The organism is Nocardiopsis sp. NPDC050513 (genome assembly GCF_044457925.1).
Lineage (GTDB): Bacteria > Actinomycetota > Actinomycetes > Streptosporangiales > Streptosporangiaceae > Nocardiopsis.
Map to the genome: position 1 here is coordinate 92,847 of NZ_JBITHK010000016.1, position 15,493 is coordinate 108,339.

Below are 15,493 nucleotides of genomic sequence, written 5' to 3' on the forward strand. Positions count from 1 at the left end.
CAAATACCCCTAGGGGGTATATGTTCGGCGGCATGGACGCGACATCCCCTCAGCACGACCCGCACGCCCGCCACGAGCACGGCGCCCACGCCGGCCACGGCCAGCACACCGACCGCACAGGGCACGGCGACCACGGCGACCACGTCGGCCGGTTCCGCCGCCTGTTCTGGATCATGCTGGTCCTGGCGGTGCCCACGGTCGGGCTCAGCGGCATGTTCGCGGGCCTGGTCGGCTACCCGCTCCCGGACGTCCCCGGTCTGACGTGGGTCTCACCGGTCCTGGGCACCGCGATGTACCTCTGGGGCGGCTGGCCCTTCCTCTCCGGGGCCGTCGCCGAGCTCAGGGAACGCAGCCCCGGCATGATGCTGCTGATCGCCCTGGCCATCACCGTGGCCTTCCTCGCCTCGTGGGGCGCCCAGCTGGGACTGGTCGCCCACCACCTGGACTTCTGGTGGGAGCTCGCCCTGCTGGTGGTCATCATGCTGCTCGGCCACTGGATCGAGATGCGCTCCCTGGCCCAGACGTCGTCGGCCCTGGAGTCGCTCGCCGCGCTGCTGCCCGACGAGGCGGAGCGCGTCGAGGGGGACGCGGTGGTCACCGTCGCCCCCTCCGAACTGGCGGTCGGAGACCTGGTCGTGGTCCGCCCCGGCGGTCGCGTGCCCGCGGACGGCGAGGTCGCCGAGGGAACCGCGGACATGGACGAGTCGATGATCACCGGCGAGTCGCGCCCGGTCACCCGGGGGCCGGGCGACCGGGTGGTGGCCGGGACGGTCTCGACCGACACCGCGCTGCGGGTGCGGATCACGGCGGTCGGCGACGACACCGCCCTGGCGGGCATCCAGCGGTTGGTCGCCGACGCACAGAGCTCGTCCTCACGCGCCCAGCGCCTGGCCGACCGGGCCGCCGCCTGGCTGTTCTGGTTCGCCCTGGTCTCCGGAGCCCTCACCCTGACCGTGTGGTCGCTGCTCGGAATGCCCGACAGCGCCCTGGAACGGACCATCACCGTGCTGGTCATCGCCTGCCCCCACGCCCTGGGCCTGGCGATCCCGCTGGTGGTCTCCATCGCCACCGAGCGCGCCGCGCGCGGCGGCGTCCTGGTCAAGGACCGCATGGCCCTGGAGAGCATGCGCACCGCCGACACCGTTCTGTTCGACAAGACCGGCACCCTGACCAAGGGCGAGCCGGTGGTGACCCGCGTGACCTCGGTCGGCGGACGCGGTGAGGACGAGGTGCTGGCCCTGGCCGCGGCGGCCGAGGCGGACAGCGAACACCCGCTGGCGCGGGCCGTCGTGGCCGCGGCACGCGACCGCGGCCTCGACGTCCCCGAGTCCGCCGACTTCCGGGCGTCCACCGCGGTCGGCGTCACCGCGACGGTCGCGGACGCGCGGATCAGCGTCGGAGGGCCCGGGATGCTGAGCTCCCACGGCGCCGACGAACTGCCCGCCACCGAGCCCTGGAAGGCCGAGGGCGCGATCGTCCTGCACGTGCTCTCCGACGGCGCGGTCATCGGCGCCGTCGCGCTGGCCGACGAGGTCCGCGAGGAGTCGCGCCAGGCCGTCCGCGCGCTGCACGCCCTCGGAATGGAGGTCGTCATGGTGACGGGCGACGCCGAGGCGGTCGCCCGGTCCGTCGCGGACGACCTGGGCATCGACCGGGTCTTCGCCCAGGTGCGCCCCGAGGACAAGGGATCCCGGGTCGCCGACCTCCAGAGGCGGGGCCGCAGGGTCGTCATGGTCGGGGACGGCGTCAACGACGCCCCGGCCCTGGCACGGGCCGACGTGGGGCTGGCGATCGGGGCGGGCACGGATGTGGCCATCGCCTCGGCCGGGGTGATCCTGGCCAGTGACGATCCCCGGTCGGTGCTGTCGGTCATCGAGCTGTCCCGGGCCGGCTACCGGAAGATGAAGCAGAATCTGTGGTGGGCGGCGGGCTACAACCTGGTCTCGGTACCGCTGGCGGCCGGGGTGCTGGCGCCCGTGGGGTTCGTGATGCCCATGGCGGTGGGCGCGGTGCTGATGTCGCTGTCCACCGTGGTCGTCGCCCTCAACGCCCAGCTGCTGCGCCGACTGGACCTGCGTCCCGAGGCGAGCACGGCGGCGGTGCTCGGCGGCCAAGACTTGGCCGTCCGCTGACCTGCGGGAGGCGGCGGGCCGGGCACGTTCCGGAGGAAGGGCCCGTGCGTGCGGAGGGGCCCGGCGCCGGGCCCCTCCGCCGTCGGAGGAGGGGAGGCCGGGATGGCTGGTGAAGGTCCCTACGAGCGGAGGAGTGTGCTCGCGCGGATCCCCGGCCGGGTCTGGGCGGGGCTCGTCATCCTGATCGGTGTCATCGTCTTCGTGGTCCAGAACCGGCAGTCGACGCAGATCCACATCCTGCTCGTCTCGGTCGTGGCGCCCCTGTGGGTCACCCTCACGGGCGCCGCTGTGGCCGGACTGATCGTCGGTCTGCTCCTGGTGCCGTCGATCCGGAAGCGGCGGCACAAGTAGCGGCCGGGGCCGGCCACGGCGGCGGCCGCCGGGCTACCCGAAGGTCGGCGGCGTGGTGTCGACGAGCGCGGGGTGGGGTTCGCCGCCGGACATCGCCAGGAGCCCGCGGAGACAGCGCACGGCCAGGATCCAGTTCCTGGGCCTCCTCATGTCGAGGCCGCCGAGGACCTGCCTGAGCATGGTGAGCGAGTCGTAGTAGACGCGTTCGCAGACGAGCTCCTCCTTCTCGTCGAAGACGAAGTAGGCCGTCATGCGCACGCGGAACCGGCTGCCGGTCGGCGGGATGGCGCCGAGCGGGCCGCGGTGGGTGCCCGTGAGCCAGAACTCCACGATCACCGCGTCGTCGCTGTGCCGCAGCGCGATGATCTCGTGGTCCTGGTCGGGGAAGGCGGCGCGGGTCTCGTCGTAGTAGTCGCGGACCGCGCGGTCGCCGTCGTGGACGGTCATGGTCGGGATGAGCTCGTAGCGGGGATGCGGGAACGTCGCGAGCACGTCGTCCCACTCCTGGCGGACCTCGTCGCGGAAGTGGTCGAGGACGAGCTTCTGACGTGCGCGGCGGACGTCGTCGGTGATCACGGGCTCTCCGGTGCGGCTGGGGGGTGGGGCGGTGCCGCGGCCCGCCGGTCGGCGGAACCGCCCTGGGTGCGAGCGGGCGGGGCGGCGGTCTCGTCCGGGAGGTTAGACTTATGGCGTAAGTGACGTCAAGGGGTGTGCGCGCGGTCACCGTCCGCTCCGTCCGGGGGCCGGTCGCATGGGGGCACGGGGGGTCGGCCGCGGCCGGAGGCTCGGCCTGACGCGGGACAGGGTGGTCGCGGCGGCGACGGAGCTGATCGACCGCGACGGACTCGACTCCTTCTCGCTGCGCCGACTGGCCGCCGAACTCGACGTCGAGACGATGTCGCTCTACAACCACGTGCCCAACAGGGACGCCCTGCTGGACGGTGTCGCCGAGGCGCTGTTGGCCGGGATCGACTTCTCGGGGGCGGACACGGGCTCATGGCAGGACCGGATCCGGGCGCACGCCGCCGCCTTCCGCGCCGCCGCGCTACGGCACCCGGGGTCGTTCCCGCTGGTCCTCACCAGGCCCCCGCGGTCCTCGGCGGCGCTGGGGGCGATCCGCTCCGCGCTCGCTGCCGCCGCCGACCTCCGGCTCCCTCCCCGGGAGCTCGTCCACGTGCTGCGCGCCTACGTCGCGTTCGTCGCGGGTTCGATCCTGCGGGAACTCGGATCCGCGATCACCCCGGGCACGATGGGCCGGGAGCGCGAGCTCCACCGGATCGGCGAGATCGAGGCGGCCGGGGACCCCCTGCTCACCTCGGTGGCGGCCCATCTGGCCACCAGCGACCACGACGTCGAGTTCGCGTACGGGATCGAGCTGCTGATCGCCGGGCTCGCGGCCCGGGCCGGAGTGCCCTACGACGGAGGACCGCCGCGGTCGGGCCACGGCGGGGGAGGTCCGCCGCCCGAGGCGTGACGGCGCGCTCCGAGACCTCCCTTCCGCCCCCCGGGCGCGGAGGAACGACGTCCGTGAGGGTCCAGCGCCAGGGAGTCCCGACGGGCGCTCCAGGGCTCCCCGGACCCTCCGCGCCCAGGAGGCTCCGGTCGCGCACGCGGGTCCGGTTCCCCGCCGCTAACGGCTCCCGCGCCCGCGCAGGAGGCGTCGCAGGACGTGCCGGGCGTCCCGGCCGACGCCGCGCAGGGTGGCGGAGCCGAAGGTGCGTTGGAACTCCAACCCCACGTAGCCCAACCCGGGGACGGTGGTGGAGACACCGGCCCGGTGCCGCGGGCGGCCGTCGCCGTCCAGCGCCCCGGTCCCGTGCAGGAAGCCGAGGTCGGGGCGGTAACCGGTGGCCAGGAGTACGGTGTCGACCTCCTCGGTGGTGCCGTCGGACCATTCCACACCCGTCGCGTGGAGGCGGGCGAACATCGCGCGCTGGTCGGGGTTGCCGGTCGCGAACGCCGACTGGTGGCGCCCGTCGTCGAGGACGGGGGTCGCCCTTCCCCGCCACAGGTGGCCGAGCGGCGCCGTGTCCAGTCCGCTGCGCGTGGCCCACCAGTGGACGTCACGCCCCAGAGGGCGTTGCGGCACCCACGCCACGGGGCTTCGGGTGGCCAGACTGACCCGGGCCACCCGCGCGAGTTCCGTGGCGATCTGCACCCCCGAGTTGCCGCCGCCGACCACCACGACGCGCTGTCCCGCGAAGGCCTCCGGGGCGCGGTACTCGGCGGAGTGCGGCACGGCGCCGCCGAACTCCGTCAGGCCGGGCAGATCGGGGCGGTGCGGCCGGCCGAAGCTCCCGGTGGCCGCGACCACCGCGTCGGTCCGCACCCGTGAGCCGTCGGCCGTGGTGAGGGTGAACGCGCCGTCCTCGGTCCCGACCCCGGTGACGCGGTGGCCGCAGCGGAGGTCGGCGTCCAGACGGGACGCGTAGTCGCTCAGGTAGGCCGCCACGTCGTCACGGGAGGGGTAGCGGTTCCCGTCACCGGGCATCGGTCGACCCGGCAGCGCGGCGAAGCGGGCCGGGGAGAACAGCGTCAGGCTGTCGTAGTAGTGCGGCCAGGAGCCGCCGGGGCGGTCGGCGGCCTCCAGGACGAGCGGGCGCACGCGCCGCCGGTTGGCGGCGTGTGCGGCGGCGAGTCCCGCCTGACCGGCGCCGACGATCACGAGGGGGACGTGTTCCATGGGCGTGTTCCTTCGTGGGGGAGGGGGCGTCAGCGCACCCGGGCGGTTCCGGTGAGCTCCACCGCCTCCGGCCCGGGGCCGCCGCAGCAACCGCCCTCGTCGGCCGCCTCGGGCTCGTCGAACAGCCCCGATCCGCCGCACACGCCGGTCTCGGGCAGCGTCAGCTCCACCCGGTCGGCCGCCGCGTGGTCGCCCGCGATCCGCGCGGCGATGCTCCGGACCTGCTCGTAGCCGGTCAGGGCGAGGAAGGTGGGCGCGCGGCCGTAGGACTTCATCCCCGCGAGGTGGAAGCCGGTCTCGGGGTGGGACAGCTCGCGCACCCCGTGCGGGTAGACGGTTCCGCAGGAGTGGACGTTGGGGTCGATCAGCGGCGCCAGCTCCACGGGGGCCTGGAGCACGGGGTCCAGCGACAGCCGGATCTCGGAGAGGAAGGACAGGTCGGGCCGGAACCCGGTGAGGGCCAGGACCCCGTCGACCGGCTCCAGTTCCCGGCCGTCGTCGTCGACCAGGACGAGGCGGCCGTCCCGTTCGCGGACCTCGGCGGTGCGGAAGCCCGTCACCACGCGGACGTGGCCGGCGTCGACGGCCCGGCGCGCCCGCTCGCCGAGGGCTCCGCGCGCCGGGAGCCGGTCCGCCTCGCCCCCGCCGAAGGCGTCCCCGACCCCTCCGCGCCGCAGGACCCACACGGCCCGGGTGTCCGGGGCCTCCTCCGCGAGCGCGGCCAGGGCGACGAGCGCGGTCAGCGCCGAGTGTCCGCGTCCCACGACGGCGGTGGTGCGGCCCGCGTACCGGTCCCGGACGGCCGGGTCGGCGAGGTCGGGGACGCGGTGCGCGATCCGGTCGGCCAGGGCCTCCTCGCCCAGGGCGGGCAGGCCGTCCCCGCCCAGCGGGTTGGGGGCGCCCCAGGTGCCGGAGGCGTCCACGACGGCGCGGGCCGTCAGGCGCTCCTCACCGTCGGCCGTGCGCACGCGGACGGTGAACGGCCGGTCCTCGCGGTCGGTGTCGACCACGCGGTCGCGGCCCCGGCGGGTGACGCCGGTGACCTCGGTGTTCAGACGCACGCGGTCACCGAGGGCGGTGGCCAGGGGCGTCAGGTAGGCGTCGACCCACGCACGGCCGGTCGGGTGGTCACCGTCGTCGGGGCGGTGCCATCCGGTGGCGGCGAGCAGCCTGGCGGCGGCCGGGGCGACGAGGTCGCGCCAGGGCGAGAACAGCCGCACGTGGCCCCATTCCGCGACCGCCGCGCCCGGGGAGCCCCCCTTCTCCAGGACCACGGTCGGCAGCCCTCGCTCGGCGAGTTCCGCCGCTGCCGCCAGGCCCACCGGACCGGCTCCGATCACCACGACGGGGTGGTTCTCCATGACACGCTCCCTTTCATCGACTGCTGTCTATGAAGGAGACTGTATAGATGTCTGTCGATGAAATCAACATAGATGGCAATCGATATAGATCATCGTTGATAATGAATGCCATGACCGCCACGACACCCGCGCGGACGACCGCCGCGCCCCTGCGCCCCGAGGACGCCGAGACCTACGCCTCCTGGTTCGCCTGCCTGGCGGAGCCCGCGCGCGTGCGCCTCCTGCACGCCATCGCCACCGCGCCGGGTTCGCTCGGCGTGGGCGCGCTCGCCGAGGCGGTCGGCCTCCGCCAGCCCACCGTCTCCCACCACCTGCGCAAACTGGCCGACGTCGGCTTCGTGACCCTGACCAAGGTGGGCACGTCCACCCATGTGGCGGTCAATCCGGCCTGCTGCACCGGCCTTCCGCACGCCGCCGACGCCGTCATGGGCCTGCTGTCCACGCGCCCCTGCTGCCCCACCGGCCTCCCCGACGGCGTGACCGTCCGGGCCATGGGCGAAGACGACCTCGACGACGTGCTGCGGATCTACGCCGAGGGGATCGCCACGGGGCACGCCACCTTCGAGACCGAGGTGCCCGACGCCCGTGACCTGGACGCCCGGTGGCTGCCCGGACACCGCTGGGTGGCCGAGGCGGACGGCCGGGTGGTCGGCTGGGCGGCGGCCTCCCGCGTCTCCGCCCGCGAGGTGTACGCGGGGGTCGCCGAGACCTCCGTCTACGTCGCCGAGGACGCACGCGGGCGCGGGGTCGGCAAGGCGCTGATCCACCGTCAGGTCACCGCGGCCGACGCCGGAGGTCTGTGGACGCTCCAGACCTCGGTCTTCCCGGAGAACAAGGCGAGCCTGTCCCTGCACCACCTGGCGGGCTTCCGCACCCTCGGCGTGCGCGAGCGGATCGGCCGGCACCACGGGGTGTGGCGCGACACCGTCATGCTGGAACGGCGCAGACCAGACCAGGAGCTGGAGGACGCGCGGTCGACGGTGTGCGACTGCGACTCCGGCGAGGACTGAGGCGGTTCGGCCGACGCACCGGATCGGCGCGGGCGACCCCGACACGGTCGCCTCTCGGTGACAGGACTGTCGCGCTCAGGTAAGGGGCAGGTGGCCGCGGAAGCGGGCATGCCGACCCGTGGCCGTGTCCACCGACCGAGGGAGCGGGCGTGCCCCACGCCGACGACCGAACACAGCGCCAACACGTCCGGGCCGACGCGCGGATCCGCACCGCCGACGCGCTCGTGCGCGGGGTCACATCCGGCCTCGGAGCGGAGAAATCGCTGGTCAAGGGGTTTGACATCCCGCGCGGGATCGACTGGCCCCCGGCGGATCCCGACCCCTGACGCCCCAGACGCGGGACCGCGGCGAAGAGGGCATCCCGGTCCGGGGGCGCCCGAGGAGGGTGAGACGATGGGGCGGAGATGTCCGAGAGCCAGCCGTGCCGACCGCTGCGCGCCGGGGTGTTCACCCTGGTGTGCGCGAGCCTGTCCGCGCACGGGCACGCGCTGACCTCAGGACACGACGTCCCCGTCGCCGGTCTGCTGTTCGGCGCGGTGGTGGTCATGGCCGTGGCGTGGGTCGCCGCCCGGCGCCGCCACGGCCCGCTGGTCCTGGCCGGGTGGATGCTGTGGGGCCAGTTCGCCCTGCACCTCGCGTTCAGCTACACGCAGCTGTGGGGCGGCGGACACGGCGCGCACACCGCTTCGGCCCAGAACCCCTCGCTGGCCACCGACACCGCCGCCTACGCGGCCAGCGTCGCCGACACGGCGGCCAACGGCGCGCTGTCGACCTGGCAGATGCTGGCCGTGCACGTCGTGGCCGCCCTGATCAGCGCGTGGTGGCTGCACCGCGGCGAGAACGCCCTCTTCGCCTTCCTGCGCTTCATGGCGCTCACCCTCCTCCCGCTCCTGCTCGTCCTCGGGCGGGTGCGGATCCTCCCCGAGCCGACCCTCGGCCGGGGACCCTGGGGCGGCGAGGAGCGTTCCCAGCCCCTCCTGCCCTACCTTCGGCACACCCGGATCCTGCGCGGCCCGCCCCTGGCGCCGCGCACCGCCTGAGTACCCGGCGTCCCACCGCACACGGCCCTGACCGCGCTGCCCCCGGCACCGCGTCCGTCCGCCGTGCGCCGTGACCCCGTGTCCCGGTCGTTTCCGGGGCCCAGGCCGTGCGCTGTCACCCCGGTGGCCCTCCACCGGACACCACGGACCAGACATCCCCCGCGCCCGCGGTCGAGCCCGCGGACGGCCCCTCGCCGTCCGCCGGTCCGTCGACCGCGCGCGGTGACCGAAGGAGCACGCGTGCCCGCGCTCGTCGAGACACGGCCCCCCGTTCCCCTGGACAGACCCGCCCCCCCGCCGACCGAACCACGACCGCGCCCGTCCTCCGACGACCGCCCGGACCGGGAGGAACTGACCCTCCTGGCGCTGCGGGCCAAGGAGGGCGGCATGGAGGAGATGAACGCCCTCTTCTCCCAGACCCGGGACCACGTCGCGCGGTTCATCGCACGGCGCGTGGACCCCTCCTGGGTCGACGACCTCACCCAGGAGACCTTCTCCCGCGCGATGCACGGCCTGGCGCGCTACGAGGGCCGGGCCCCGGTCCGCTCCTGGCTGTTGTCCGTCGCCCGGCACACCGTCGCCGACCGCTACCGGTCCCACGGCCGCGCCCCGCGCCACGAGCCCGTGGACGACTGGTCGCGGGTCACCCCCGGAGCGGCCCCCGGACGCTTCGACGAGTACCTGGCCCTCCTGGACCTGCTGAACGCGCTGCCCGTGGACCGGCGCACGGCGTTCGTCCTCACGCAGATCGAGGGGATGCCCTACGCCGAGGCGGCCCGGGCGATCGGCGTGCCCATCGGCACCGTCCGGTCCCGGGTGGCGCGCGGGCGCCGCGACCTGCTGCGCCTGTTCCGCGAGGCCGCCTGACCCCGGCACCCCGGGCCGTGCCGCGGCCCGTGACCGACCGAGGGCCGCGCGCACGCCGCGCGCGGCCCCACCACCGAGGAGACAGATGACACCCCGACCCCTCCGATCCGCGCGTCGGCGCGCCGCCGCCGCGGCGGCGCTGCTCGCCCTCACCACCGCCTGCTCCGCTGGCGCCCCGGTGGCGGACGCCGAGTACTACCTCGACCTGTCCGATGACCCGATGGCCGCGTCCACCGCGGAGCTGACCACGGTCGACGGCGACGCCTGGACCTTCGCCGACGTCGCCGACGACCGCCTGACGCTGCTCTTCTTCGGCTACACCAGCTGCCCCGACGTGTGCCCGATGACCATGGCCGACATCGACGTGGCACTCGACCAGGCGGGAGAGACCGCCGAGGACTTCGACGTCGTCATGGTCTCGACCGACCCCGCACGGGACACCGACGAGCAGCTGAGGACGTGGCTCGACCGCTTCGACCCCGGGTTCCAGGGCGTGCGCGGCGACATCGACACGACGGTCGGGGCCGCCGCCGACTACGGCATCGCGATCGAGGCCCCGCGGGAGACCGAGGGCGAGTACCTGGTCACCCACGGCGGACGGATCGTCGTCCTGCTGCCCACGGGCGAGGCGGCGGGCATGTTCGACGAGGGCGCCGAGGCCGACCAGATCGCAGGGCTCCTGCCGACCCTGCGGGACGACCTGCTGTGAGCGGGACCTCGCGCGGGGCCCGCCGGCGCGTCTCCCGGCGCGGCCTGCTCTCCGCCGCGGGCGCGGCGGGCCTCACCGGGCTCGGCGCGGGCGGTCTGGGCGGGTACGCCACCGCCGTCGCGGTCGGCTCGGGCGCCGACGACGGCTCCGCGCTCGCCACCGTGCACGCCCGGAGCGGCCCCGCGTCGGGACGGCCCCCGGCTCTGCGCGTGCCCACCCCCGCGCACGTCCAGGTGCTCGGCGTCGACGTCCGGGGCGACGCGGCCGGGACCGTGCGCACGTCCGCCCGCGAGGTGCTGGACGTGTGGACCGGGGAGGCGGCGGCCCTCCACGCACGGGGGCTGGCCGCGATCGACGAGGGCGCGCCCTCCCAGGGGCTGCGCCCCGCCTCCCTGGGCGTCACCGTCGGCCTGGGCGGATCGCTCCTGGACCGGGCGGGCCTGCCCGACCGGCGCCCGCCCCACCTGGAGGACCTTCCCGCGTTCGGCGCCGACGACCTCGACCCGGCCTGGTGCGGCGGTGACCTGATGCTGCACGTGGGAGCCGAGGATCCCGTGGTGGTCAGCTCGGCCGTCGCGTACCTGCTGCGCCGGGCGGGGGACCGGGTCCGGGTGCGTTGGGCCCTGCCCGGTTTCCAGCGTTCGCCGGTGACCGCCGAGGACCACACCGCGACCCCGCGCAACCTCATGGGCAGCGTCGACGGCACGGTCAACCCGGAGCCCGCCGAGCCCCTGTTCGACTCCCAGGTCCTGGCCGCGCACCCCGAGGAGGCGCTGGCCTGGATGGACGGCGGCTCCTACGTCGTCGTGCGCCGCATCCGCATGCTGCTCGACGACTGGTTCGCGTTGGGGACCGGGGAGCGGGAGGCGGTGATCGGCCGCCGCCTGTCCGACGGGGCTCCGCTCGGCGGCGACCGGGAGGACGACCGGCCCGACCTGGCGGCGCGCGGCGACGACGGGGAGCCCGTCATCCCGCGCGACGCCCACATCCGCCTCGCCAGCCCGGAGAGCACGCTGGGTGCGCGGATGCTCCGGCGGGGGTTCAACTACGACCTGGGCTGGGACGCCGGGGGCCGCAGGCAGGCGGGGCTGCTCTTCACCGCGTGGCAGGCCGACCCGCGGTCCGGCTTCACGGCCGTGCAGACCAACCTCGACCGGGGGGCGGACGCGCTGAACGCCTTCGTCCGGCACGAGGGCAGCGCCGTGTTCGCGGTTCCGCCCGTTCCCGAGAGCGGATCCGGGCTGGCCGGAACACTTCTGTGAGCCGCCGACGGGACAGGCCGGGAACCGGCGCGAGGGCTGCGACGACTCCGTATCCGAGCGTCGGAGCGCACCGGCTCCCGGCGGACACCGGACAACGAGGGGGACGAGGAAGCATGTCCACAGGGCCGAGACGTCGCACGTCGGGCGCGGCGGCGGTGGGACTGGCCGCGCTGCTGACCGTGGCCGCCTGCGCGGAAGGGGAGCCCGCCGGTCAGGACGCGGCGGCCGACGCGTACGAGGCCGAGCGGGGCGCGGCCCGGGGCGCGGATCTGGTGGTCTCCGGCGCCTGGATGCCCGAGCCCGCCAACCCGGAGGTGGGCGCGGTCTACCTGCGCGTGGAGAACGGCGCCGAGGCCGACGACGCGATCACGGCGGTGTCCGCCGACGCCTCCGACGACGCGGACCTGTACGCCACCGAGACCACCGGCTCCGGGGCCTCGACGATGCGCTCCGTCGAGGAGATCCCGGTGCCGGGCGGTGGATCGACCGAGCTGATGGAGGGCGGGTACCACGTCATGGTCAACGCCCTGGCCGAGCCGCTCGCCGTCGGCGACGAGGTCACGCTCACCCTGACCTTCGCCAGCGGGCAGGAGGTGGAGGTCGCCGTCCCCGTCCAGCCGATGGCCGCCGGAGGCGGCGGGGAGGACGGGCACGAGGGCCACCACTAGAAGCACCCCGGGTTCGCCGCCGCCCCGTCCGGAGCGGTGGCGGGGCGACACCGGCGCCCGCCGTGCCGCGTCCCCGGTCGCCTCGGCCACCGCGGACGCGCCACGCGGAGCGCACCGCGCAGACGGGCCCGTCCCGTCCGCGGGGTCGCCCACGCGCGCCCCGGGCGGCCGCACCGCCGCCCGGGGCGCCCGCTCGTCCGGGCCTCGGCCTTCCGGACGTCGCGGCACGCCACGGCGGGCGACCCGGACCCGGCGGGCGAACCGGAGCGGATCCCGCGAAGTCGGGATTCGGGAACTCCGCGCGGTGTCCCGACGACTCCTGTCGGGAAGGAACCGTCCAGCGGAAGGCAGGTGCCGCGTGCCACCACCGGGAGCCAGTATCCGGATCGAGTCGCTGACCTGTGAGCACGGGCCCGTCAGGGCCGTGCGCGAGGTCGATCTGGACATCCGGGCGGGCAGCCGGGTCGCCCTGGTCGGCACGAACGGCTCCGGCAAGTCCACCCTGGTCCGCGCGGTCCTCGGACTGCACCGGCCCTCCTCCGGGACCGTCGCCGTCGACGGGCACGTCGCCCGCACCTCCCGGGACTGGGCCCGACGCCGACGCGAGTGCGCGTGGATCCCGCAGCGCCAGTCGGCCGGATCCTTCCCGCTCCTGGTCCGCGAGCTCCTGGACGGCGGCGGACCCGGGACGGACCGCGCCCGCGCCGCCGCCGACGACCTCGGCGTCGGCCACCTCCTGGGCCGACCGGTCGCCACCCTCTCCGGCGGACAGCTCCAGCGCGTGCACCTGGCGCGCGTGATCGGGCGGGTCGGCGCCGGGGCCCGCGTGGTCCTGGCCGACGAGCCGACCGCCGCGCTCGACTTCGACGCCCGCCGCGGTGCCGCCCGCCACCTGCTCTCCCTGGGCGTCACGACCCTCGTCGTCACCCACGACCCGGACCTGGCGGCCGACTGCGACCGGCGGCTGGAGATGGCCGCGGGCCGGATCCGGGAGGTCGCGTGATCGACGCGGACACCCTGGCCGCCCTCCTGGCCATGCCCGCCGTCCAACGCGCCGGGCTGGGCCTGCTCCTGGGCGCGGTCGGACTCCCCCTGGTCGGGGTGGTCATCGTCGGACTGGACATCCTCCCGGTCCGCTTCGCGATGATGCACGTCGCCCTGCTGGGCATCGCCGTCGGACTGCTCACCGGGGCCGACCCCACCCTGTGCGCCCTGGTGGCGTGCGCCTGCGCCGGGGCGGCGGTCAGCCCCCTGGCCGACCGTCCGGGCGGGCTCTCCGGCGGCATGGGGCTGCTCATGAGCCTGGCCATGGCCGCGGCCCTGCTGCTCATCGCGGTCTCGGGGGCCAACGCCGCCAGCGCCTTCGCCCTGCTGTGGGGCTCCATCCTGTCGGTGCGCACCGTCGACCTGGTCATCCTCGGCTGCCTGGCCGTGGTCGTGCCCGGACTCCTCGTCCTCTTCCGCCGCCAGCTCGCCCTGCTCCTGCACGACCGAGAGCTCGCCCTGGTCAGCGGCGTACCCGTCCGCTGGTTCACCCTCGTCCTGCTCGTGGTCGTCGCCGTCGCCGTGGCCGGAGCGATCCGGCTCACCGGCGCGCTCCTGGTCGACGCGCTCACCATCCTTCCCGCCCTCGCGGCCCGCCGTCTGGGCGCCTCGCTCACCTCGATCGCGGTCTGGGCCGTGCTGTGCGGTCTGGTCAGCACCGTCGCCGGCTTCGCCCTGGCCCTCCTCCTCGACCTTCCCCCCGGACCGGTCCTGGTCCTGACGGCCGGGCTCCTCGCCGTGGCCGCCCACCTCCTCCCCGAAAGGAACCGCCGAGCATGGCACCGCACACCGCCCACCCCCGACCCCTCGCACTGACTCCGGCCGCCCTGGCCTCCGCCGCGCTGCTGCTCACCGGCTGCGCGGCCGGCGCCGACCCCGGCGGCCAGGCGGAGAGCGCGGACGACACCGCCGCCGAGGGGCCCGTGGTCGTGGCGACCACCACCTGGCAGGGCGCCTTCGCGACCGCCGCCGGGGCCGAGGACGTCACGGTGATCGTGCCCGCCGACGTCCAGCACGCCCCCGAGTACGAGCCCTCCCCCTCCGACCTGGCCGCCGTCGCCGGGGCGGACTACGTGCTGTACAGCCCCTTCGAACCGTTCGCGCAGCAGATCACCGACGCCGCCGGGGGCGACGCCGAGACGGTCGAGGTGGACCTGGACAACACCCCGGAGACCATCTCCGCCGAGGTCATCCGCCTGGGCGAGCTGTTCGGCACCGCCGGGGCCGCCGAGGCGTGGCTGGCGGACTTCGACGAGGAGCGCCAGCGGATCGCCGGGGAGCTCGCCGGGCAGTGGCCGGACGGCGAGGCCCCGCGCGCCGTCGCGCAGGTCTACGCCGCCTGGGCCGCGGAACTGGCGGGAGCGGAACTCGTCGAGACCTACGGCCCCGAGCAGCTGGGCGCGTCCGACGTGGCGGGGCTGGCAGGGGCCGAGCCCGCGTTCGTGTTCGAGAACACGCACATGTCGGCGGGCCGGGTGCTGCCGGACTCCGACGCGCTCCAGATCGGCGTGGTCAACTACCCGGGCGAGGACCTGGACCTGGTCGCGCTGTACGAGGCGAACGCACACACCATCGCGGAGGCGTTCGCGGGCCGGGAGGCCGAGCCCGGGACCGGAGGCCACGGCGACCACTAGCGGCGTCGGCGACGGGCGCCGGGGCGGTCGTCGGCGCGACCACGGAACCGTTCGGCCGACGGGCGCGTCCCACCGCCCATGACCGACGACCGAGCCGAGGGCACGCCCCTCCCCCCGAGCGCCGAGCCGGACTTCCCCCGCGCGGCGACGGCGACGGAGCCCCCGCCCTTCTCCGACCTCCGCGATCTCGTGGGGGAGGCGCTCAACCTCATCGAGGGGTACCCGTACCGCGATCCGCGGGAGACGATCCTGGGGCTGACGGCGCGTGTGTCCGAGGACGCGCTCCTGGGCCCGGGGCCGGAGAGCGTCGAGGTGCTGCTCAGTCTGCTCGGCACCGGGGTCTGGGCCGATCTGAACGACGACCGCGCGCTGGTCAGGAGGATCCGGGCGACCGCGGAGGAGGCCGAGCGCGCCTGGGCCGACGCGGACTGCGACCACGCCTCCCATCCCGCCGACGGGGAACACGGGGACGTCACCTCCTTCATCCCCCAGCGCCTCGAACAGCTCGCCGGGGCCGGTCCCGGGGACGACCTGGCCGGGGAGACCGACGCGGAGCCGGACGCGGAGGGCCACACCCCGGAGGAGTGGCGCTGCCCCCGCACGCTGGCCGGTGTCGCGCGGCACGTGCTCGACGTCGTTCCGGCTCCGAGCGGCGCCGACTGAGTTCTCCGGCCCGTGGGGCGGCACGGGGGCTCTCCGCCCCACGGAGGCGTCCGTCGGCGTGCGGGCGCC

17 protein-coding genes are annotated in these 15,493 nt (G+C 75.3%); 14 read left to right on the plus strand and 3 right to left on the minus strand.

Features of this window, described 5'->3' with window-relative positions; genetic code table 11:
* The first annotated feature begins 32 nt into the window (after positions 1-32).
* The gene (locus tag ACIBFB_RS24035; RefSeq protein ID WP_397233787.1) at positions 33-2,132 is read left to right on the plus strand and encodes a heavy metal translocating P-type ATPase; all 2,100 of its coding nucleotides are present in this window, start codon (positions 33-35) and stop codon (positions 2,130-2,132) included.
* Between the two features lie 102 nt (positions 2,133-2,234).
* The gene (locus ACIBFB_RS24040; protein ID WP_397233789.1) at positions 2,235-2,483 is read left to right on the plus strand and encodes a DUF1049 domain-containing protein; all 249 of its coding nucleotides are present in this window, start codon (positions 2,235-2,237) and stop codon (positions 2,481-2,483) included.
* A gap of 33 nt (positions 2,484-2,516) precedes the next feature.
* Here ACIBFB_RS24040 and ACIBFB_RS24045 read toward each other — a convergent pair whose 3' ends face one another.
* Positions 2,517-3,059, minus strand: a complete 543-nt coding sequence (locus tag ACIBFB_RS24045) for an ester cyclase (RefSeq protein WP_397233791.1) — start codon at positions 3,057-3,059, stop codon at positions 2,517-2,519.
* Between the two features lie 175 nt (positions 3,060-3,234).
* Between ACIBFB_RS24045 and ACIBFB_RS24050 the strand changes: the two genes are divergently transcribed.
* A complete protein-coding gene (locus ACIBFB_RS24050) occupies positions 3,235-3,957 on the plus strand; it encodes a TetR/AcrR family transcriptional regulator C-terminal domain-containing protein (RefSeq protein ID WP_397233793.1) in 723 nt (240 codons plus the stop codon).
* A 156-nt stretch (positions 3,958-4,113) separates the two neighbouring features.
* Here ACIBFB_RS24050 and ACIBFB_RS24055 read toward each other — a convergent pair whose 3' ends face one another.
* Together ACIBFB_RS24055 and ACIBFB_RS24060 are read right to left on the minus strand one after the other, a co-directional pair.
* Positions 4,114-5,166 carry a flavin-containing monooxygenase gene (locus tag ACIBFB_RS24055; protein ID WP_397233795.1) on the minus strand — a complete coding sequence of 351 codons (1,053 nt, stop codon included), beginning with the start codon at positions 5,164-5,166 and terminating at the stop codon, positions 4,114-4,116.
* A 29-nt stretch (positions 5,167-5,195) separates the two neighbouring features.
* A complete protein-coding gene (locus tag ACIBFB_RS24060) occupies positions 5,196-6,527 on the minus strand; it encodes an FAD-dependent oxidoreductase (RefSeq protein ID WP_397233797.1) in 1,332 nt (443 codons plus the stop codon).
* A gap of 101 nt (positions 6,528-6,628) precedes the next feature.
* Between ACIBFB_RS24060 and ACIBFB_RS24065 the strand changes: the two genes are divergently transcribed.
* The 11 genes from ACIBFB_RS24065 to ACIBFB_RS24115 all read left to right on the plus strand — a co-directional run bounded on the left by ACIBFB_RS24065 (position 6,629) and on the right by ACIBFB_RS24115 (position 15,424).
* The gene (locus tag ACIBFB_RS24065) at positions 6,629-7,537 is read left to right on the plus strand and encodes a helix-turn-helix domain-containing GNAT family N-acetyltransferase (protein WP_397233799.1); all 909 of its coding nucleotides are present in this window, start codon (positions 6,629-6,631) and stop codon (positions 7,535-7,537) included.
* Positions 7,538-7,686: 149 nt separating this feature from the next.
* On the plus strand, positions 7,687-7,863 hold the full coding sequence (locus ACIBFB_RS24070; protein ID WP_397233801.1) for a hypothetical protein: 177 nt from the start codon (positions 7,687-7,689) through the stop codon (positions 7,861-7,863).
* A gap of 78 nt (positions 7,864-7,941) precedes the next feature.
* Positions 7,942-8,577, plus strand: a complete 636-nt coding sequence (locus ACIBFB_RS24075) for a hypothetical protein (protein ID WP_397233803.1) — start codon at positions 7,942-7,944, stop codon at positions 8,575-8,577.
* Positions 8,578-8,817: 240 nt separating this feature from the next.
* Positions 8,818-9,444 carry a sigma-70 family RNA polymerase sigma factor gene (locus ACIBFB_RS24080; protein WP_397233806.1) on the plus strand — a complete coding sequence of 209 codons (627 nt, stop codon included), beginning with the start codon at positions 8,818-8,820 and terminating at the stop codon, positions 9,442-9,444.
* 85 nt (positions 9,445-9,529) lie between these two features.
* Positions 9,530-10,153, plus strand: coding sequence for an SCO family protein (locus tag ACIBFB_RS24085; protein ID WP_397233808.1), 624 nt, complete (start codon positions 9,530-9,532; stop codon positions 10,151-10,153).
* Entirely contained in the window at positions 10,150-11,415 is a 1,266-nt protein-coding gene (locus ACIBFB_RS24090; RefSeq protein ID WP_397233810.1) for a Dyp-type peroxidase, read from the plus strand. The genes ACIBFB_RS24085 and ACIBFB_RS24090 overlap by 4 nt, the downstream gene beginning before the upstream one ends.
* 113 nt (positions 11,416-11,528) lie before the next feature.
* The gene (locus tag ACIBFB_RS24095; protein ID WP_397233812.1) at positions 11,529-12,083 is read left to right on the plus strand and encodes a copper chaperone PCu(A)C; all 555 of its coding nucleotides are present in this window, start codon (positions 11,529-11,531) and stop codon (positions 12,081-12,083) included.
* A 358-nt stretch (positions 12,084-12,441) separates the two neighbouring features.
* The gene (locus ACIBFB_RS24100; protein WP_397233815.1) at positions 12,442-13,086 is read left to right on the plus strand and encodes an ABC transporter ATP-binding protein; all 645 of its coding nucleotides are present in this window, start codon (positions 12,442-12,444) and stop codon (positions 13,084-13,086) included.
* Complete coding sequence (locus ACIBFB_RS24105) at positions 13,083-13,943, plus strand: metal ABC transporter permease (RefSeq protein WP_397233817.1); 861 nt, start codon at positions 13,083-13,085, stop codon at positions 13,941-13,943. The genes ACIBFB_RS24100 and ACIBFB_RS24105 overlap by 4 nt, the downstream gene beginning before the upstream one ends.
* The gene (locus ACIBFB_RS24110; protein ID WP_397233819.1) at positions 13,904-14,761 is read left to right on the plus strand and encodes a metal ABC transporter solute-binding protein, Zn/Mn family; all 858 of its coding nucleotides are present in this window, start codon (positions 13,904-13,906) and stop codon (positions 14,759-14,761) included. Before ACIBFB_RS24105 ends, ACIBFB_RS24110 begins: the two co-directional genes overlap by 40 nt.
* A gap of 78 nt (positions 14,762-14,839) precedes the next feature.
* The gene (locus ACIBFB_RS24115) at positions 14,840-15,424 is read left to right on the plus strand and encodes a hypothetical protein (protein WP_397233821.1); all 585 of its coding nucleotides are present in this window, start codon (positions 14,840-14,842) and stop codon (positions 15,422-15,424) included.
* Positions 15,425-15,493 lie beyond the last annotated feature (69 nt).